This is a genomic window from Brevibacillus sp. MER 51, from assembly GCF_023714195.1.
Taxonomy (GTDB): Bacteria; Bacillota; Bacilli; order Brevibacillales; family Brevibacillaceae; genus Brevibacillus.
Genome location: NZ_JAMAUS010000019.1, coordinates 1 through 20,161 on the forward strand (window position 1 = coordinate 1; position 20,161 = coordinate 20,161).

The window sequence follows — 20,161 nt, forward strand, 5'->3', positions numbered from 1 at the left end:
GACTTCATGTTTTTCTCTTTGATCCACTGCTTGATCTGCTCTTTTGACATCATAAAAATCTCCCAACCTTTCTAAGACTAATTGTAGTTTAGAGGTTGAGAGTTTACACAGAATATTTTACAGACTCTAGGCTCCCTCTCTACAAATCTTTCATACCACTCATGTACGATCTTGTTGTTGGAGTTGTAAATTAGTTTACACAATATCGTGCAGCCCTCCACTAATCGCCATACCCAACCACTATTCTTCAATACCATATTTGGATTTAATTCTTAATAAATATTCGTTTATCTCATCTTTTTTATCTGAGTTCTTTTCAATATAGAAATTACACGCTACCTGCAAATAATCATATAATTCTTTATAACTGACAATATCATAATTATCATCTACTCCATAATAAAACAAAACCCTATTCTCGCCAAAATAACCTTCATCCCCAACATCGTATTCATCTGAATAGATTACTCCCATATAATCTCGTCTCTCAATATACTCGTTTAAAAAACCCTCTAATACCTTAACAATATCATGTTCCAACACAAAATCACCAAGAACATCAATGACTGAGCCTTTTTCAAGTCCTTTTTCTTCATACATGAGAATCAACTTATTTTTATCGTCGTAAACAGTGTTCATCATGTTATCTCCTTAATTTTCTCCAAATTTCAATACCGGATAAAAGTTCTCGATTTCTCCAGTATCAATATTTTTTATCCCTTCAAACTTCAATCCATTACTTGAAACTCCTCGGATTATTTGCTTATTTGCTTGGCTTTTCAATTGATTGACTCTTTGCGATTTTATACCTTCTTCCATTGCCTCTTTTCCTAATCGAACAATATCGTCATTAGAGATTACAGTAGGGTCATATATGGTTTTCTTATGAGGTGGCTTATCTTCTTTTGGTATAACTTTATACTCCCCTGTTCCTTTTCCTTGGTAGTTCTTTACTTCAACCTTTAATCTATATTCAATATCATATATTCCCGGGATATCTGGATGTTCTTTTCTTCCTATTTCTTCATATCCATATTTCCCATTTGTGTCAAAGAATTTCTTAAATTCCTCATAATTATGCCCACCGCTGACACCTTTCCAGTCCGTACATTTTGTAACTTCTCCGGTTAAATGTTCAACATAGTAACCTTCTTTATACTTAAGATTACCCGTCCCCTCAGTATCCGGCTTCTTTTCACCTTGAGGATCATTTTTCTTAGTACTATCACCCTTCCCCTTAGGAGGCGTAGAATGATTCGAATGCCCAGATCCGCCGTTCACTACCTTTGGTAAATCCTTCTCATCAGGAATGTCGAGAGGTTTTTCAGCATGTTGAGCTTGTCCTGTCCTTGCCTCATTATCTGGCTTATTACTTCCTTGAGAATTATTTTTGTTCGTACCATCTGCCTTACTATTCAACGATGGAGAATGATTGGAATGCCCAGAATCTCCGTTCACTACCTTTGGTAAACCCTTCTTATTGGAAGTGTCGAGAGGTTTTTCAACATGACCAGTTCTACCATTCCCTGCATCACTATTGAGATGATTACTGCCACGACCGCCTCCAGTGCTACCAGGCATATCATCATGCCGCATCCAATAAACCATAGGCTGACCTGTAACAGCATCTCTGAGAACGACAATTCTTCCATTAAACACACCATTCATCTGCTTGAGGAACTTATCAACTTTCTCTTGTAACTCAATCATCGACTCTGCAAAACTCTTACCATGCGTCTTTAGCTTTCCATCCTTAAGGATGGCGCTCATTGCATCATCAATACTGGAATTAGGCAAAAGGACACTTTTCCCATTTCCCTCATGGTCACCAGACTTTTTCTTGCCATTCGGCCCATCCAGCTTATTGGCCAGTTTCACTGTCCGCGTAACGGCTGTACCTGTACCAGCACTAAGAGCACTTACCGCTACCTCTGCAACCACCATGTCTTTCTTAAACTCATTCTGGCCCTTTGCATAACTCTCTTCTTCTGATCTGGTCCACAGACCGCCGTTAAACAAGTTATCTTGATCATATTGGGCGTCTTTTGCGAATGGGTCGATATAGTCATCGTATAGCCCTTGTCCAAATGACTTTGCATCGGATTTGATTTGTTCCCACGATTTATTGCCCGTTACCGTATCTCCCACGTAATTAACTGCATTCGTAGCGGTTTCTACAGCTCCTCTCGCGAGATCATTTCGTTCGAGGAGAGAAGGTCGCTCTTCCCCAGTCACCCCTTCGTAAATGGCGTCTACCAGATACGATGTTGGTAACGCGGTCGACGCAATATCTCCGGCATCTACTACCACATTCCACAAGCCTAACAAGGTATCTCCGAGACCATCTAACTTTCCTTTCGCCTCAGCAAGCTGGTTGTTGACAGTTCTGCGCAACATGACGGCAGCCAAACCGTTTTCCTCAACGTCCTTTTCAAACGCACTTAATATTCTCGGAAACGCCTGACGAACGGTCGCCTCCAGCTTAATTTCCTCACTGCTGGATTTGTTTTCCTCCAATAGTTCTATCGTATCCGACGATGTTTTCACGTTCAAGCTCTCAGTCCCGGACAAATACACAGCCGCCCCACTCAGATTCAGCGCCCCACTCGCACTGATATTCACATTCGAGGTGCTTTTCAGACTGACGCCAACATCCTTGTTCATCGAGATGTAAAGCATCCCTTCCTTGGCCGTCATCGTCAGCTCTTTATCCCCGAGCGTAAACTCTTTTCCCTGCGGATTCCCAAACGTCTTCACACCGGGGTCCTGCATTTGCCGCTCCTGCTTCTCGGCGGCCGCTCCTTTGGGCGCATGGCGCACGGAGTTCATGACCATGCCGTCGTCTTCATCGGCGCTTGGGAAATACAGCTTTACCTTCGACCCGATCTCGGGCATCAGGTACAAAATTTGGTTGCCTTCCGCTGCATACGGGAACCACTGGGCCTTGCTTGGCTCTTGCTTTTTGTCCATATTCAGATGAAGCTTGACCTGATTCCGTCCGATTTGAATCACTTTTCCGTCGATCGCCGCACCGATGATGGCCTTGTTGTACAGCTTCGTTTGCTTGACGGCTTCCGGCACGGCGCATACGTAGCTCCACCTCAGGAGTCCCTGCTCCAGCTTCCCAGTCACTTTTGTAATGACAAACGTTTGCCCTTCCCGCTGCACCTCATCCCCGATTTGGAGCAGGTCGTCATAATCGAAGGCGTACGTCGTGTACTGGTACTCGCTGACAGACGAGAAGCCGTTTGCGGCCTTTTTCATGTACGGTGCGATGGCCCGGTTGACCTCATATGGTGATTCTTCTTCCAGCTTGATTCGCTTGCGTCCCTCCGGCATGCCGATCCACAAGCGCACCTTATGTGCACTCAAATCCGGTACGAGCACGGCTCCGACATGGGACGCGATTCGCTTTAAAAAGGTCCAGTCTGTCTCCTCGTACTGCATGATGAATTTGCCCTGCTGGCGGTCGTCGAAGGCTTGATCGATGACATCCCCACCGTGATAGATGGACATGATTTCGTCTACGACATCCCGGTACAACCTATTCACCTGTTGAAACGAACGTGTTTTCACGCTCATGTCCAACGCATATGTATGCGAAACGGCCTTTATTGTGACGTAGTGAATGTCCCGTACGACCTTGATTTCCACATGATCCAGTCGCCCCATGAATATCGGCTGTTTTTCCCCGCCTTCCACCTTGTACAGCTCGATGGGATCGTGGGTGCCGGCACGATTGATGATCTCGTCCTCTTTGTCTTCCGGGACAATTCCTGTGATCGTGAGCTTGGCATGCGTGCCTGTTTGATGGACGAACTCCAGCTGATCTAACCGTATCGGTCCATATGGCCAAACGACTTTTATATCCTGATAGGTCATGACGCCGCTTGTACGCTGCATATTCTCCCCCCTCCTTCTCTGGCAAGCGCGATAAGCGTCAATCCTGACCGTCTTTTTCAATCGTGATGATGCCCGAACGATTGCAAACCAGCTGCGACCTGCTCAGCAAGGCATGCTCATTGTCGATGAGCACATCGTGTTTTCCATCTGTCCATTTCGAGAACGTCTGTGGTACACACTCATCACCTCCTGCTGCTTTGCAAAACCCAAAGCATCCGATATTCACGCCGGGGACGTGATCGGCGACATTCATGACAGGCTTGCCAAGGCTGTAAACGCCATGGCACGAGGGTAAATTCAATACGCCGGGGTCGGTTCCCTGACTGCACTTGAGGGTCGCTCCCCGCACGACATATGAGTACTCGGGGCTGAACAGCCCCATAGCAAGTGCTTGAAGTAACGCTAGCATCATTAGACCTATCTCCCCTTCCCAAAAAATCCTCCGCAAGCAACTTCCATATTTCGTCTTATTTTTACATTCCATCTAATAATCGGGATAAATTGGAAAATGATTTATGGGTCAAACGTCCTGTTTCCTTATTTTTCAAAATAACCCAAAAAGGCCTCCACCAACTCTGCGATAGTTGGGGAAGCCTTCTTGAAAGAAAAAGCAATCTCGTTATATCGTTACACTTTCTTCGATCACCAGCTCACCGTTTGTCGCGTCGAGACTGGCCTCTACGCCCAGAGGGAGAGCAATGTTGCATGCGCCATGCCCGATCTGTATGTTCCAGATGGTCGGCTTTCCGTACGGTACGACGATATTTTGAAACACATCCCAGACAGAGAAGCCTTCGCGCTTTTTCGGCTCACAATCGGTCCATGTCCCGATGACGACGCCCGCACAATCATCAAACAAGCCACCCTGAGCAAGCTGTGTCAGCATGCGGTCAATCCGGTACGGCTCCTCGTCGATATCCTCCAAAAACAACAGCTTGCCTCTCGTATCGAGCTGGTACGGGGTCCCCATCAACGCGGAGACGAGGGCGAGATTCCCGCCGACTACAGGTCCAGCTGCCTGACCTTCGACGAGACAGACGATTTCTTCCCCCGGCGGATTCATGATCGCTCCCAATGGCTCGGGGCGAGTCATGGCGCGCAGCAAATATTGCTTGGACCAGTCATCCAATCCATGCGCGATGTCTGAGGTAGCCATCGGTCCGTGAAGGGTAGCCAGATTCGCACGCTGTCCAAAAACGGTATGCAGCGCCGTAATGTCGCTGTAGCCGATAAACAGCTTCGGGTTTTGGGCGATGTGGTCATAGTCGAGCAAAGACAGGATTTGCGGGGAACCGTAACCGCCACGCATGCACATGATCCCGTCTACTTCCTCGTCGACGAACATGGCATTTAGCTCAGCCGCTCGTTGCTCAGGAGTTCCCGCCAAATACCCACCGTACGATTCTCGGCACGTATCCGATATTTTCACCTTGTATCCCAAACCTTGCAGCTCTGCCATTGCTTTGTTCAGCACTTCTTCTGTAGCAGGGCTAGAGGTTGCCACTACTCCGATTGTATCGCCCGCTCGCAATGCTTTCCCTTTGTTCATCTGTCCAGTCTCCTCCTCCGGGTTCTCTCCCCATTATCGTACATCTGTGTCAAATGGTGCATAGCCATTTTCGCAGCTTGCGACTTGCAGACGGCTGGCTGATTCCGAGCGCTTCCGCTACCTTTGTCGTCGTTTTATGCTGCTCATACGCCCGGTGCACGAGCTGCCGCTCCACCTCGTCCATTGCCTCCTGCATCTGCATTACACGATCAACCTTGATCCCCTTGTGCTCCCTGTACTCTTGGTTATGTATGTAACGCGGAATTTGCGCGGGCGTAATGAGGGTATCGTGAGACGTGACGACGAGCCGTTCCACTACATTTTCCAACTCTCTCACATTGCCAGGCCAATCGTATTCACTGAGGATGCGATAGCAGGTATCTGCGAGCTGTCTCTCCAAGCAGTACTTTTGCGAAAAGACATTGAGAAAGTAATGAACGAGCACGGGTATCTCTTCCTGTCGTTCGCGCAGCGGTGGAATTTCCAATGGGACGACGTGAATGCGATAGTACAAATCCTCGCGAAACTTGCCTTCCTTGACCATTTGCCGCAGGTTTTTATTCGTCGCCGTGATCAGCTTTACATCGACTTTTCGCGAAACAGAGCTGCCTACGGGCGTAATCGTTTTTTCTTGCAACACATTCAACAGCTTCACTTGCAAGGAGAGTGACATCTCCCCGATCTCGTCCAAAAACAGCGTGCCTCCGTTTGCCTTTTCAATCAAACCTGCCTTGCCATCCTTGTCTGCTCCCGTAAAAGCCCCCTTTTCATAACCAAACAGCTCTGACTCCAGCAATGTCTCGGGAATGGCTCCGCAATTGATATGCACGAATGGCTTGTCCACTCGCGGACTGCACTCGTGGATGTATTTTGCCAGTACGCCTTTTCCGACGCCTGATTCCCCTAGCAGGATCATGGATGATTCTACCTGCGACAGTTTTTTTGCCATCATGGCGACTTGCTCCATGGACTGACTGCGGTAGATCAAGCTAGTCTCTCCTTTTTGCCTGTTGTTCTCCTTGGTCATTTCACTCTGCAAGACCGTCCCGACGTACTTGACTTCATTTAATTCCTGCTGAAGTTGCTCCTGGCTCGTTATATCAATGAACGTATGGATCACTCCGTTAAAATTCCCGTCCTGATCCCAAATCGGTGTACCTTCCACAAAAAGCTTGCGATTTTTGCGGGTGGTTTGAATCGTGTGTATCTTTTTCTTGTCACGAATGACCCGCAACGTGATCGTTGGCGCAAAATAACCGTGATGATAAAACTCTTCAATCGGCTTGCCCATCATCTCCCTGGGATCGATTCCGAAAAATTCCTCATAACTTCCCGAGCAAAACAAGGTCCTGCCTTCTGCGTCTGTTACGTGCACGATATCAAACAGCGAGCCTAACAAGGCTTCATAATCGACCATGGCGCTCCTTACCTCCCGTGCCCCCCGCATCTTGTGGAGTGACACGTACATAGCGATTCGTCGGTCTGCCTACCCCACCATAGCTGACATCCATTCTGACACTCCCGCTCTTCTCCAGATAGTCCAAATAACGTCTGGCTGTTACTCTTGCGATCCCTACGCGTTCGGCCACGTCATCTGCCGAGAGCGGCTGACTCTCTTTCTCGATCTGGCGCATGATCTGCTCCATGGTGACAGCGTGCAGTCCCTTCGGCAGCACTGCCTTACCAATAGTGGCATCGGCTTGTTCTTTTTCCGGACTTTTGCGGAATAGCAGTTGGTCGACTTCATCCTGGGATGCGGTTCCCTCCCAATCAATCCGTCGGCGAAACTCTCGATAATTTTCCAACGACTGCTTGATCCGCTCAAACTGGAACGGCTTGATAATATAGTCCATTGCCCCATTGCGCAGCATCGATTGAATCGTGGTTTTGTCCTTTGCGGCTGTCACGACGATGACGTCCACTGCATGTTTGGCGGCACGCAGCTCCATCAGCGCCTTCACCCCGTCCTGGATCGGCATGAAAATATCAATGATCACCAAGTCAGGATTGAGCTCATTCACTAGCTTGAGTCCATCTGCCCCGTTGGCTGCAATTCCGACCACGACGAAGCCCGGGACGCGCTCAATGAACTGCTTGTTAATTTCCTGTACCATCGGATCATCTTCCATAATCAGTACGCGAATGTAATCGTTATCCTTCTCCATGACTCTCCACCACCCCCATCGGAAACGTTATAAGAAAGCTGGCCCCTTCTCCGCGTGCCGAATGGCAAACCAGCTCGCCTCTCCCTTTATTGACCAACTGCTGCACCAGATGCAGACCAAGTCCACGGTGCGCGCGTTCTTTCGTAGAAAATCCCCGTTCCAGCATGTGTCGGCGCGTCTCTTCGTCCATGCCGATTCCATTGTCCTCCACCAGGATGGAGCAAATCTCTTCGTCTTGCTCGATACTGATCATAATCTCCTTCTCCTCGCGTTCGATTTGCTCCAGTGAATCAAAGGCATTCTCAATCAGATTCCCCAAAATGAGCACGAAATTATGATGATCCATGTACGGCGGAAAACGTTCCAGATGACTCCTGCGATCAATCACAACTCGAATACCCAGCTCTCTTCCGCGACTTACTTTGCCAATCAATAGCCCTGATAAATTCTCATCCATGATCCGCGTCGTTAAAAAGGAGATGAGCTCCTCCTGCTGCTCGTTGACCTCGAACAAATACGCAAGCGCCTTTTCATGCTGTTGGAGCTGGAGCAAGCCTGCGATGGTATGCAAATGATTCATGTGCTCGTGGTTTTGTACCCGCAGCGCACCGACGAATTCTTTTACGCCTGTCAGTTCCTCCGCCATTCTCGCCACTTCTGTTCTGTCCTGAAAAATGGCAATCGCGCCGACGATCTTTTCCTCGACCTTGATCAAAAAACGGTTGGACCAGAGCAGTGTATTGCCTACGTGAATTTCCGTGTTGGTAAAATTCTGGCGAAGCTCCAGCACTTCTGGTAATCTGGTGTCGTGCAGGACAGACCGTATGTGCTTGCCCAGCACCTCTCCTTCGATGCCAAAAATTTGCTTCGCCCTGTCGTTAAAGATCGTAATTCTCTCCCGATTGTCGATGGCGATGACTCCCTCATGCATGGCATGGAAGGTTGCGGTTCTCTCTACCAGGATTCGCGCGATTTCGTCCGGCTCCAGGTCGAGCATCTGCTTTTTCATGTGACGGGCCAACTGATAGGAACCCCACACCCCGAACAATAAGGAGAAGAAAAAGGTCAGTGCAATATTGTTTCGCTCGCTGTACAAGATCCCCCAAACATCAGGCATGACACGTCCGACCAAGACAACACCCACCTGCTGATGCTGGTCATCCATGATCGGCACGTAGGCCCGCAGAGCCATTCCCATCTCTCCTTTGACTTTTTGAAAATAGGAGTGCTCGGCATAGGCCTCATCAACCGCAGGGTCCATAAACACCGTACCAATCCGCCCATCTAATGGGTCTGAATAACGGACACGCTCCATATTCAGCACGACGATATACGTCACATCATTGACGACGCGCAGGTTGTTTGCTGTCGGTTGGATCACCTTCCATCCGTCTGGTTCCTGAATGCTTTTTTGTACATTCGGAATCGTCGCAACCGTGCGCGCTGTGGTCATCAGCCGTTGTCCCAGTTGGGTTTCCGTAATCCGAATAATCCCTCCGGCCATGATCAAGTTTCCGATGATCAAGGAAAAAAGAACGATTCCGACGGAGAGCAGCATAATTTTCCATTTGATTGTTAAACGTTCGAACAGGTTCGTTCTTTCCTTTCCATTGGGTTTGCAACTCACATTCACTCAACATAAGCAGGTGTTTTGAAAATGAAATCATTGGTAACCAGTACATTCATTGTTATACTCGGACTTGTGAGCGCTGTCATTATAGGCTTCGGACCAGATTCTCTGATGGAAAACAGAGGGTATGATGAAGAACAGGTAGGGCTGTCCAGTCAAATTATCATCAAGTTCAGCCACGTAATCGCGGAAAACACGCCGAAGGGTCTCACTATCGAACGCTTTTCCCAGCTCGTGAAGGAAAAGACAAACGGACGTGTAGAGGTACAAGTCTTTCCCAACAGTATCCTTCATACCGAGAAAACCGAGATGACTGCTTTGCAAAACGGCGAAATCCAGATGATTGCCCCTGCGTTCTCCTATCTGTCAAACACGATTCCCGAATGGGCTGTCCTTGATTTGCCTTATCTGTTTCGATCACAAGAGGACGTCGAAACCGTATTCAATGGAGAAATCGGCCAAATACTATTCGATAAGCTCGAAGATTCCGACATGAAAGGACTGGCCTTCTGGGGAAGCGGCTTTAAGCAAGTGACAGCCAACCGCCCGTTGATTATGCCTTCCGATTTTGTCGGCCAACGTTTGCGGATTATTCCTGGCAACGTGATCGAAGCTCAATTTCGCACGCTCCGGGCAATCCCTGTAGGCTCTTCCTTCAATGAATTATACAGCATGCTGGCTGCCGGAAAAGTAGACGGCGAAGAAAATACGATTTCCAACGTGTACACCAAAAGGCTCTACCAAGTTCAAAAGCACATGACGATCAGCAATCATAGTTATTTGGGTTACACTGTGGTGATTAATAAAACGTTTTGGAACAATCTCCCCGCCGATATTCAGCAGGCGATATCGGAAGCGATGCAGGAAGCGACAGCTTACAATAATCAATTGGCTGTATCGATGAATGACAAACAGCTACGCTTGCTCCAAGAAAACGGGGGAATGAACATCCACATACAGACAGCAGAAGAACGTGCGGCCTGGATCGAAGCGTTGCAGCCAGTCTACGATCAATTCGCTCCGAGCATCGGAGAACCATTGATGCAGAAAATCAGAGAGCTCCACCAACGCCGGTGAAGCTCTCAAACAATCTCCTCGCTCTGGTCCTTGCGCATAGGCAAAATGAGCGTAAAAACCGATCCCTCTGACGTGCTCTTTGCGAGGAGGAGATCACCGCCAAGCGCCTTCGCCATCATGCGAGAATACGACAACCCCAACCCAAGTCCACGTACTTTGTCTTTTTTATTGCTACCCCGGAAGAAACGCTCAAACACAAGAGGCTGTTCCTTTGCGGGTATTCCTGGTCCATCGTCTTTGACGTCGATTCGTAAATCTGTATCCGTTTTGTACAGAGTGAGCGCTATGTTCCCCTTCTCACCAACAGCCTGTTTCGCGTTGTTCAATAGGTTAATCAAGATTTGCTGGACACGGCCCGGATCGACATAGATCATTGTCTGCTTTTCCAGAACCCTAACGGTAAACGTGATGTGACCGAGGTCGTGGACAATCTGCCATTGTGAGGCGATCTCGCGGATCAGCTTGTTCACGTTTTGCTCTTCCTGACAAACAGTGATCGCTCCTACGGCAAATGAATTGAAGTCTAGCAAATCCTCTACCATTTTTTGCAGGCGCTTTGTTTCCTTCAGACAGATTTCCAAAAACTCCTTCTGCTCGTCACCGGAAACCACCTCGTCGTTAATTGCCTGGATTAATCCGCTAATCGACGTAACGGGAGTTTTCAGCTCGTGTGTCACTCCAGCCAAAAGCTCTGTTCGCATGCTTTCCAACTGCCGAAGACGGTCGGCCATTTCCGCAAATGTATGCACCAGCTCGTGAATTTCTTTTTCCTTGATCGTTTTATTGAGCAAGACGTCGTAGTTTCCTTCTACGATCTGTCGTGCGGACATCACCACATTTTGAATCGGTTCAGACAGCTTGCGCGCATGAAAATAAATAACCGCCCAGCCAAGCACACCCAAACTCCCCAGCATGATGACCAAATATTGGATTTCCTCTTTCCCTACCTTGATATCTGTTTCGGGGAAAAGCAAGATCACCTTGCCAATGATTTGGTCATTGAACTCCAAATTTTTCCTGATTACATACAGGGTCTCACCTGACGGATGCCTCACTTTATCCCGCTTATCTGCCTGCTCCAACAACTCAGGTGCTGCCTGCTGCAATGGAGGCGGAAGCTTGGTTGGCCGACTGTATACGACCTTTCCTTTTACATCTTCAATGAATAAAATCAGATTGCGATCCACACCCATAAACTTTCGCCGATTATCCAATACCTGATGAAGTTTTTCCCCCACCAAAATATTTCCAACATCATCCACGACCCGATCAGCCACTTCCTCTGCAAACAGTCGCGTGACCTCGATCTGCTTTTCAATCGCGGCGTACTTGATCCAATAGGCAGAGACAGCCCCAATGATGAGCAATCCGATCACGAGGGTGAGTAGATAGCGTGTGGTCCAATAGCGCAGCAGCGATACGGGCTCATTGTTTTTTATAAACACAGAATTGATACCCAACCCCTCTTTGCGTCTTGATCTCGCCTTCCTGAACTGGCCAATTCTCCAGTGTCTTTCTGACCCGCTTGATCGCCAGGTCTACAGCACGGTCACTCCCGCCATAGTCCATTCCCCATACTTGTTCGATCAATTGCTCTCGGGTAAAGGTCTGATTCGGATTTTGTGCCAGAAAAAGCAGCAAGGACAAATCGCGCGGGTGAAACGTCAGTTCGAGACCGTGAAGCGTCACGTGATGGGACTGAAAGTTTATTTTTAAGCTTCCAAATAGTCGGGTTTCCTGATCTTTCACCAAAATAACAGAGCGGCGCAGCACCGCATTGACTCGTGCAATTACTTCATCCGCGACAAAAGGCTTCGTTATGTAGTCATCTGCCCCTTGATTGAGTCCTTTGAGCTTTTGGTCTGTTTGACCGAGCGCCGTCATCATAATGACTGGACAGGAGCTCTTTTCGCGAATGTACTGGAGAATCTCCCAACCGTTGCGTTCAGGGAGCATGACATCCAACAGAACCAGATCCGGCTTTTTTTCGTCAAAAAGCTCCATCGCCTTGATTCCATCGTTCGCTTGCAAGACCTCATACCCTTCCTTTTGCAAGTAAGCCTTCAGCACGCGCGATATCACCAGTTCATCTTCTACCAACAAAATGCTTTTCATATCTTCCCTACCTGATTTACAGACATATGATCATTCCTATTCGAGAATTCTCTCGCATGGTCTCTCTAATCATCTACGTACTTCTATTCTATCAGTTTACAACCTTGTATTAAAATTTGGCTTTGATGTTTTTGGAAAATAGGAAAAAAGCCTTGCATCCTGTGAAAAGGAGCAAGGCTTTTTTTGTGAGAAACGTCCCCACTTTGCGGGAAGTTAGTTGATAACGTCACCTTCAAAAGTGATATCTCCATCGCTAGCGTCAGCGGAGAAATCATACAGGTTATCGTCATCCTCATCGACAATTTCACCGTCAATATCTGCATCTTCGAACTCATCCCAAATATCTTCCACTACTTTTTCCACGAGTTCTTCGAAATCAGATTCATCCAGATCCTCATATTCATCTTCGAATTCTTCACGGTCAACTTGGATTTCTACATCGATATCATCTTCGTCGCCACTCAGAGAGATCTTCCACTCGATATCTTTGTAGTCATCGTAGTAGTTATTCAGATCGTCTTCCAGATCGTCCAGATCGTCATCGTCTTTGCTACTGTTATTCTTCTTGCTGTTTTTCAAATCAGTGATCTCTTTGTTCAGGCTATCGATGGTGTTTTGCAGACTTCTGATTTGAGCATCACGTGCAGCCAACTCGTTTGCGTGTTGGGAGTTAGGCAAGTCTTTTACTGTGATGGTGTACTTCGCGCCATCCCATGCTACATCCTTGCTGAATACGCCAGCCATCATGCGAAGTGGAATGTACGTGGTTCCGTTTACGATGAATGGTTCGATTGTTGTTGGAACAGCTGCACCGTTATAGATAACTTTAATGTTGTTGTACTTAGCTTGCAGATTCTTCGTTCCAGTAGCCGCTTGAGAGCTCGTCGGAATAAGTGTGGTAGACAGAATCAACGCTGAGGCAATCGCCAAATATTGCTTCTTGAACATAGAAAATCCTCCATTCTCCCGGTTGTCTGTTTCTTTCGTGTCACTATGTACATCTCTTACTTTACCTATCGTTCGTGTCGAGAGTATGTCAACAATTGATTTTTTCCTTTCCAATTTGAGGGGTTTTCTATGACCAAAAGGACCAAAACAACCAATATGACCGTATCATTTTCAATTTTCCACACCATTTATACAATGCAAAAGAGAGGGATAAAGCGCTTTCAATTCTTGGAGGAGGAGTGATTCGATGCGGATCAACTTTAAAAATCTGACCGTACAGGTCGTTATAGCCATCATTCTCGGTATTTTAGTTGGTCATTTTGCACCCAAATTCGGCGCAGAGCTGAAGGTGTTGGCCGATATTTTTGTCAAACTGATCAAAATGGTCATTCCACCGATTGTCTTCTTCACCGTGGTAAATGGAATCGCCAGTATGGGAGACATGAAAAAGGTCGGTAAGATCGGCGGCAAAGCGCTGCTCTATTTTGAAATCGTTACCACAATCGCATTGGCCATCGGACTGCTCGTGGTCAACCTGATCAAGCCTGGGGTAGGCTTTGACAAAACGGGACTGACCAGCGGGGACGTTTCCAAGTACACGGAGGCTGCTGCTCAGAGTAACAACGGTTTTATCGATTTTATTGTGAAGATCATCCCGGAAAATGTCGTCGGGGCGATGGCAAATGGCGAACTGTTGCCTATTCTGTTCTTCGCTGTCCTGTTTGGTCTCTCACTCGCTGCCATGGGGCAAGCGTCCCAGCCTGTCATCAAGCTGTTTGACAAGCTGACACACGGATTTTTTGGTGTCGTCAATATGATCATGAAGGTCTCGCCAGTAGCTGCATTTGGCGCGATGGCGTACACGATTGGGAAATTCGGCATCGGGTCGCTGACCAGACTGGGCCTTTTGATGACGGCTGTCTACATCACAATGTTTTTGTTCATTATTCTCGTTCTGGGCGGGATCGCGCGCTACTACAAATTCAGCATCTTCTCGTTTATCAAATACATTCGGGAGGAAATCCTGCTCGTGCTCGGAACATCCTCCTCAGAGTCCGCTCTTCCAAGAATGATGGATCGGCTGGAGAAGTACGGCTGCTCCAAATCCGTTGTCGGTCTGGTCGTACCGACGGGATACTCGTTTAACCTGGATGGCACCTCTATTTATTTATCTATGGCTGCCATTTTTATCGCCCAGGCATATGGCATCGAGCTCAGCTTTTGGGAACAGGTCACTCTTTTAGGAATTCTGATGATTACGTCAAAAGGGGCTGCCGGTGTCACAGGTTCTGGCTTCATTACACTCGCCGCTACCTTGGCAGCCTTCCCTGTCATTCCGGTCGAAGGCATTGCCCTCTTGCTCGGCGTCGATCGATTCATGTCAGAAGCTCGTGCCATCACGAATCTGATCGGAAATGGCGTAGCTGCCGTGGTCATAGCCAAGCATGAAAATGAGTTCCATCCGGGACGCGTTCAGCAAACAGATGAAACTGCCAGCGAGACGGACAACGAGTCAGAGGCAAAACCGATTATGGCCTAGTCCAGATAAAAAAGAGGTTCTCCTATTCCCGAGAGAACCTCTTTTTGCTTTAGTCATTTGGCCATGTTTTACGAAGCTCCACCTCAAATTGGCGCAGGTGATTAATTCGCTTCTGTGCTGCCTGATACTCCTCCTGCCAGCCCTCTTTCTCGCGCTCTCTGATCAGCTCCGCCTTTTTCTCCAACTCCCTTACCTCATTGCGCAATGCGATCACGATGTCCAATAGCTCATCCATCTCCATGGACCGCATGTCTTGAATAAAGACCCATTCCGCTTCTGTTAATCGATACTGTTTGTTCGCCATGTTTCATCATCCTTAAAATAACCTCTTTCGAAGCCGGCTCATGGAGGAGCGACTGCCCTTTAGAGGAAAGTTGATATTCCTGTACGTTTATAAGTGTGTCATTTTTTAATAAAAATGTTTCATTTTAAAGAAAAATGATGTCATTTCGTGTATAATAGTTGTTGTAGGTATGAATGTCGACAATAATCCGCACAACAGGGGGGATTATTACTAAAATATCACCGGAATGGATATAATTCCAAATAATTATTGACGACTTGTTGCTCAATGGGAAAAAAGAGCCGATATCTATGCCAATACAGTGTCTTGCGTGAAGGAGGATCTTACATGTTCTCGATTAGAGAATCCGATTTGCCAGGGATCGGCAGGAAGTACCAGGTCGAAACCAGAAGTGGCGACAAGCTGGTTATCGTCATTCACGATGACGGCCGCCGGGAAATGTATCACTTTGACCGTGATGATATAGACGAAACAATCTCCATGGTTACCCTTGACGATGATGAGGCGAGACAAATTGCTGCCATCGTAGGCGGTTTGACGTACAAACCATCTGCACTGGAAACAGTCGAGGTTGCGTTAGACAAACTCATGATCGAATGGTACAAGATTGAATCGAACGCTCCGGCCATTGGCAAGACGATTGGGGAGCTCAACATTCGTCAAGAAACTGGCGCTACTATCATCGCCGTTATCGAAAAAGACCATAATCAAACGATTAATCCCGGCCCCGAGTATGTCCTTTGTACAGGATCTACGTTGGTCGTTGCAGGTGAACGGAAGCAGGTGAAGGCTCTCAAGACTATTCTCAGCAACGGAGGTGAGTGATATTGGAGCACATCGTTTTTGAAGTCGGTCTTGCCCTCGCACTCATAGCAATGGCGGGGTTCCTCTCCATGAAGTTAAAATTCTCCATCGTACCCTTCTACATTCTCGTCGGGATGATCGTGGGTCCACACGCTCCCGACATCGGCTTGTTTGATCTCCGCTTTATTGAAAGCGCCCCGCTCATCGAATTTATGGGCAGAATTGGCGTACTCTTCCTGTTGTTTTACCTCGGACTTGAATTTTCAGTAGGCCGCCTGATCAAGGCTGGTCGATCTATTGCCGTTGGCGGTACCATTTACATTGTCATCAACTTTACCCTCGGCCTCTTGTTTGGTTGGGCTGCTGGATTTCCACTCAAAGAAGTTTTGATTATCGCAGGCATTACCACTATTTCCTCCAGTGCCATTGTGGCAAAAGTACTGGTGGATCTCAAACGTACAGCAAATCGCGAAACAGAGATGATCTTGGGGATCATCATGTTCGAAGACATATTCTTGGCCGTCTATATCTCAATCGTATCCGGCTTGGTGTTAAGCGGTGCAACTTCCCTTGCTGGCGTCCTCTCATCCGCATTGATTGCACTCGGCTACATGCTCCTCCTCATTATCGTAGGCCGCAAGCTCGTTCCTTTCCTGAATCGGGCATTAAACATCAAATCAAACGAAGTGTTTATGATTACGGTGTTTGCCGCTCTGTTTCTGATTGCGGGTTTTTCCGAAACGATCCATGTTGCCGAAGCCATCGGAGCACTGCTCGTAGGTCTCGTTTTGGCAGAAACACAACACATGAAGCGCATCGAGCATCTCATCCTGCCATTTCGTGACTTCTTCGGAGCCATGTTCTTCTTCAGCTTCGGTTTGACAATTGATCCATTGTCATTAGGTGGAGCCGTATGGTTGTCCATTGGTGCCGTCGCCCTCACCCTTTTCGGTAACGTCGTCGCCGGACTTTTGGCTGGGCGAAGTGCCGGATTGCCTCCGAAGGCTTCTACCAATATTGGACTGACCATCGTATCTCGCGGTGAGTTCTCCATCATCATGGCTAATCTCGGAAAAGCGGGCGCACTCATGGAAATTTTGCAACCATTTGCGGCTCTTTACGTTTTGATTCTCGCCATTTTAGGACCATTGCTAACCAAGGAATCCAAGCATATATACAAGCTGCTCAATGCTGTATTTCGTCTGGATCGAAAGACATCCGTCAAGGAACCAGCAAACAAAGCAGACGCTGGATAATAGGAAAGACATGACTACCGACAGCAGATATGACTGCTGTCGGTTTTCTATTTGATCGCAGACAACATGTTTTCCATGATTTCTTCACTCATCGGGCCGATGTATTTGTTCTGGACCACGCCGTTCGAATCAATAATGTAGCTGGTCGGAATCGAAATGGCTTTGTACACATTCGCTACTTCTTTATCGGGATCGAGCAAGATCGGAAAGGTGATGCCATACAACTTCACGAAATCCGCCACCACTTCCGGGCTCGTCTCCGTGTCGGTCAGATTGACCCCGAGAATAACAACGCCTTTTTCCTTGTTCTCTTCGTAGTAACGCTGCATATCCGGCATTTCTGCGCGGCAAGGAGGACACCACGTCGCCCATAGATTGAGAATGACTTTTTTCCCCCGTAAATCGGACAGCTTGACTGTACCGCCACCTATCTGCTGCAGTTCAAAATCCGGAGCGGTATTTCCTTTTTCTATTCCAATCTGCCCGTTGCCTTGCTCACTAGATGAAGCGATGGATTCCTGCCTGTTCAAGATTTCCGCATCAAAAATACCCCATCCCAAAAGCCCCAAGAGTACGACAATCGCCCAAACATTATGATGCTTCTTCATCAGTCGTTCCCCCTATCGGCTTCACTCGTCTGGACAAAAAGAGCAGCAAGAGAGCGAATGCATAGTACATGAGCTGATCGCCAGAAAGTCCTGCAAACACAGCTTCTCGATTCGGAATAAAAAAGTGCACATAGACTTGGCTAATGGCAAACCACATCACGGGTGCAAGCCAAGCCGCCAGATGAATGAGCCCTTCCTTTACCCGATGCACCCACCAAAGAAAGAGGGCGCATATGACGACCTGCTGTAGGTGATACCACATGCTGCTTTGTTCCAACACGACCGTGAGCAGTTGGTAAACACCAGTTGCAGCAAGAAAACCTGTCGCCATTCCCAAGGCAACGAAATGAACAGGAATCGCTTTTTTGCGTACCGTCTTGGTGAGGTAGACGACAACTGCCACGACTGCCAGAATGGCTCCGGTTTCTCCCCCGGAAAAGTAAAGAATGGATGAGGGATTCTCCACTGCCTTCGAAAAATGAAACAGGACGTAGCTGAACTTCCAAACGAGAAATGCCAGCAACAGTGCATTACTCAACAGCTCAATAACCGCTGATTTCATTTCTCTGCTATGTTTAAGCTGAGCGGATATAGCCACAAAGCCGAGCGAAAGTGAAACAATGACCGCCAGCATGCTCATTTTCAACAAAAAGGGGCCTATTTGAAAAGCATCCGACATTTTCGTTCCCTCCTTTAGGAAAATGGCTTACTCTGAGAAGACAAGTATTCAAACAACTATCACCATATCAGGAAATGGGGAATAAAGGAATGCTCACGAATATTTTTACTTTGCAGGAGCGCTATGCCCTTGCTTTTTCTACGCGAACGGAGCATCCACAAGTGCGCGTATATCGCGATGAATCGGTCCCGGACATGTATAGCCATAATTATACAGAACTGATGTCGGTTCCCACTCAAGACTGGGTACAAGCTTTCATCGAGCAAGAGCTTCGACATGCCAAAGAGCAGCAGCTCGGCCACTTGAAGCTGGAACTGCACCCGTCGCTACCTTTTTCAGAAGAGTTAGTGTCTTTTGCTTCCCAGCTTGGGTTTGAAGTAAATACGATGCTGTACATGGTTGCTCCACTGGATGTTGCCGATAAACTGGCGCCGAATCCACAATGCTCCGTTTTACGAGGGGATTCAACTGACATCATGGAAGCAGGCATACGCTGCCTTACTGCTTATGATTCCGTTATGATCAATCCTGATTTTGCTGTACGTAAAGCGAACCGGAAAAGAGAAATTTATGAAAAAGGCGAGATCATTCCGTATGTGTGCTTTGTCGATCAGGAGCCAGTCGGTGCATGTGAATGGCATCTTTACAACGAGCTTGTTCGTATGGAGGAATTTTTTATACTGGATGCCTGGCAGCGTAGAGGATTCGGCACGGAAATCATTCGGGTCATGATGCAGGACGCCAAAAAACTCGGCGCCACCCATATGTACTTGACGACCTATGCAGATGATACGCCGCAGGAAATGTACAGAAAGCTCGGCTTTGAAGTGGTCGGGAGGCATTTGGAAATGATCTGGCGAAAGAAGTAGAAAAAAGCTCCCACCAAGTCGCTTAGTGGGAGCCATCCAATTTTTTGCGTTGATCTACTCTCTTGTCATGGTAAGCAGTGCTGCGGCCTCCCGATCTCTCCGGTCGGTTTCGCCATTTTTGGTCCACTGTAAAAAGCGGTCGTCCAAAAGCTCTGCCAGGATTGCCCGTTTATCCGCCTCGTTCGCCGCCAGCGAGAGTACTTGTCTTCTCATGCTGCCGAGAAAAAGCGTGTAGTCCTCGTATTCCGGTCCCACCCATTCTTCGAGCTGACGGCGCATTTTCTTTGCCAGACCCGGGTTGTTCCCACCCGTAGAGATAGCAATCTGCAAGTCTCCACGTGCAACAACAGATGGAACGGTAAAGGAACAGAGGTCTGGGCGATCAACGATATTGACCCACTGATGCGGACAGCACGCTTCGTATACAGCCAGATTGACGGTGGGATCACTCGTCGCCGCGATGATGAGAACCGCCTGCTCTACGTCCTGTGGGGTAAAGGGGCGCTGTGCTACCATCAGCTTCCTAGCATGTGCCCACTCAAGGATGGTTGCCGTACAGGAGGGACTCACAACGGTGACATCCGCACCAGCAGCAAGCAGACTGCCGATTTTCCGCTCGGCTACCTGCCCGCCACCGACCACCAGGCAACGCTTGTTTTGTAGATTGACCATCATGGCATAGTGCGTCATCAGCGTTTCCCCCCTCGTTTTCCT

19 protein-coding genes are annotated in these 20,161 nt (G+C 47.9%); 5 read left to right on the forward strand and 14 right to left on the reverse strand.

All coding sequences use genetic code 11. The features are described 5' to 3' along the window. Positions 1-240 precede the first annotated feature (240 nt). The 7 genes from cdiI to M3630_RS26620 all read right to left on the reverse strand — a co-directional run bounded on the left by cdiI (position 241) and on the right by M3630_RS26620 (position 9,175). Positions 241-642, reverse strand: a complete 402-nt coding sequence (cdiI, locus tag M3630_RS26590) for a ribonuclease toxin immunity protein CdiI (RefSeq protein WP_251254085.1) — start codon at positions 640-642, stop codon at positions 241-243. 9 nt (positions 643-651) lie between these two features. Further along, positions 652-3,903 (reverse strand): CdiA family toxin C-terminal domain-containing protein, encoded by a 3,252-nt coding sequence (locus M3630_RS26595; RefSeq protein WP_251254086.1) that lies wholly within the window; start codon positions 3,901-3,903, stop codon positions 652-654. Between the two features lie 37 nt (positions 3,904-3,940). Beyond that, entirely contained in the window at positions 3,941-4,315 is a 375-nt protein-coding gene (locus M3630_RS26600) for a DUF4280 domain-containing protein (RefSeq protein ID WP_251254087.1), read from the reverse strand. 207 nt (positions 4,316-4,522) lie between these two features. Next, positions 4,523-5,452: a S66 peptidase family protein gene (locus M3630_RS26605; RefSeq protein WP_251254088.1), complete on the reverse strand. Its 930-nt coding sequence runs from the start codon at positions 5,450-5,452 to the stop codon at positions 4,523-4,525. A gap of 49 nt (positions 5,453-5,501) precedes the next feature. Further along, complete coding sequence (locus tag M3630_RS26610) at positions 5,502-6,869, reverse strand: sigma-54 interaction domain-containing protein (protein WP_221867515.1); 1,368 nt, start codon at positions 6,867-6,869, stop codon at positions 5,502-5,504. Continuing rightward, positions 6,856-7,617, reverse strand: coding sequence for a response regulator (locus M3630_RS26615; protein WP_251254089.1), 762 nt, complete (start codon positions 7,615-7,617; stop codon positions 6,856-6,858). Before M3630_RS26615 ends, M3630_RS26610 begins: the two co-directional genes overlap by 14 nt. Continuing rightward, a complete protein-coding gene (locus M3630_RS26620) occupies positions 7,604-9,175 on the reverse strand; it encodes an ATP-binding protein (RefSeq protein WP_251254130.1) in 1,572 nt (523 codons plus the stop codon). Before M3630_RS26620 ends, M3630_RS26615 begins: the two co-directional genes overlap by 14 nt. 99 nt (positions 9,176-9,274) lie before the next feature. Here M3630_RS26620 and M3630_RS26625 point away from each other — a divergent pair, with 99 nt between their 5' ends. After that, positions 9,275-10,324, forward strand: a complete 1,050-nt coding sequence (locus tag M3630_RS26625; protein ID WP_173608949.1) for a DctP family TRAP transporter solute-binding subunit — start codon at positions 9,275-9,277, stop codon at positions 10,322-10,324. Between the two features lie 5 nt (positions 10,325-10,329). Here M3630_RS26625 and M3630_RS26630 read toward each other — a convergent pair whose 3' ends face one another. From M3630_RS26630 to M3630_RS26640, 3 genes are all read right to left on the reverse strand, one after another. Further along, positions 10,330-11,784 (reverse strand): HAMP domain-containing sensor histidine kinase, encoded by a 1,455-nt coding sequence (locus M3630_RS26630; RefSeq protein ID WP_251254090.1) that lies wholly within the window; start codon positions 11,782-11,784, stop codon positions 10,330-10,332. Continuing rightward, the gene (locus M3630_RS26635; protein WP_173608951.1) at positions 11,750-12,439 is read right to left on the reverse strand and encodes a response regulator transcription factor; all 690 of its coding nucleotides are present in this window, start codon (positions 12,437-12,439) and stop codon (positions 11,750-11,752) included. The genes M3630_RS26630 and M3630_RS26635 overlap by 35 nt, the downstream gene beginning before the upstream one ends. Before the next feature lie 213 nt (positions 12,440-12,652). Beyond that, complete coding sequence (locus M3630_RS26640) at positions 12,653-13,387, reverse strand: stalk domain-containing protein (protein WP_251254091.1); 735 nt, start codon at positions 13,385-13,387, stop codon at positions 12,653-12,655. Between the two features lie 247 nt (positions 13,388-13,634). Here M3630_RS26640 and M3630_RS26645 point away from each other — a divergent pair, with 247 nt between their 5' ends. Then, complete coding sequence (locus M3630_RS26645; RefSeq protein WP_251254092.1) at positions 13,635-14,927, forward strand: dicarboxylate/amino acid:cation symporter; 1,293 nt, start codon at positions 13,635-13,637, stop codon at positions 14,925-14,927. A 49-nt stretch (positions 14,928-14,976) separates the two neighbouring features. Here the strand turns inward: M3630_RS26645 and M3630_RS26650 are convergent, their stop codons facing one another. After that, the gene (locus M3630_RS26650; RefSeq protein WP_173608954.1) at positions 14,977-15,231 is read right to left on the reverse strand and encodes a hypothetical protein; all 255 of its coding nucleotides are present in this window, start codon (positions 15,229-15,231) and stop codon (positions 14,977-14,979) included. Between the two features lie 327 nt (positions 15,232-15,558). Here M3630_RS26650 and M3630_RS26655 point away from each other — a divergent pair, with 327 nt between their 5' ends. Continuing rightward, positions 15,559-16,056: a cation:proton antiporter regulatory subunit gene (locus tag M3630_RS26655; RefSeq protein WP_173608955.1), complete on the forward strand. Its 498-nt coding sequence runs from the start codon at positions 15,559-15,561 to the stop codon at positions 16,054-16,056. Between the two features lie 2 nt (positions 16,057-16,058). After that, positions 16,059-17,291 carry a cation:proton antiporter gene (locus tag M3630_RS26660; RefSeq protein WP_232773630.1) on the forward strand — a complete coding sequence of 411 codons (1,233 nt, stop codon included), beginning with the start codon at positions 16,059-16,061 and terminating at the stop codon, positions 17,289-17,291. A 47-nt stretch (positions 17,292-17,338) separates the two neighbouring features. Here M3630_RS26660 and M3630_RS26665 read toward each other — a convergent pair whose 3' ends face one another. Both M3630_RS26665 and M3630_RS26670 read right to left on the reverse strand, forming a co-directional pair. After that, entirely contained in the window at positions 17,339-17,899 is a 561-nt protein-coding gene (locus M3630_RS26665) for a peroxiredoxin family protein (protein WP_251254093.1), read from the reverse strand. Continuing rightward, positions 17,883-18,578 (reverse strand): hypothetical protein, encoded by a 696-nt coding sequence (locus M3630_RS26670; RefSeq protein WP_251254094.1) that lies wholly within the window; start codon positions 18,576-18,578, stop codon positions 17,883-17,885. The genes M3630_RS26665 and M3630_RS26670 overlap by 17 nt, the downstream gene beginning before the upstream one ends. A gap of 89 nt (positions 18,579-18,667) precedes the next feature. Between M3630_RS26670 and M3630_RS26675 the strand changes: the two genes are divergently transcribed. Continuing rightward, complete coding sequence (locus M3630_RS26675) at positions 18,668-19,447, forward strand: GNAT family N-acetyltransferase (RefSeq protein ID WP_251254095.1); 780 nt, start codon at positions 18,668-18,670, stop codon at positions 19,445-19,447. Between the two features lie 54 nt (positions 19,448-19,501). Here the strand turns inward: M3630_RS26675 and M3630_RS26680 are convergent, their stop codons facing one another. Further along, complete coding sequence (locus M3630_RS26680; RefSeq protein WP_251254096.1) at positions 19,502-20,137, reverse strand: precorrin-2 dehydrogenase/sirohydrochlorin ferrochelatase family protein; 636 nt, start codon at positions 20,135-20,137, stop codon at positions 19,502-19,504. Positions 20,138-20,161: the final 24 nt, after the last annotated feature.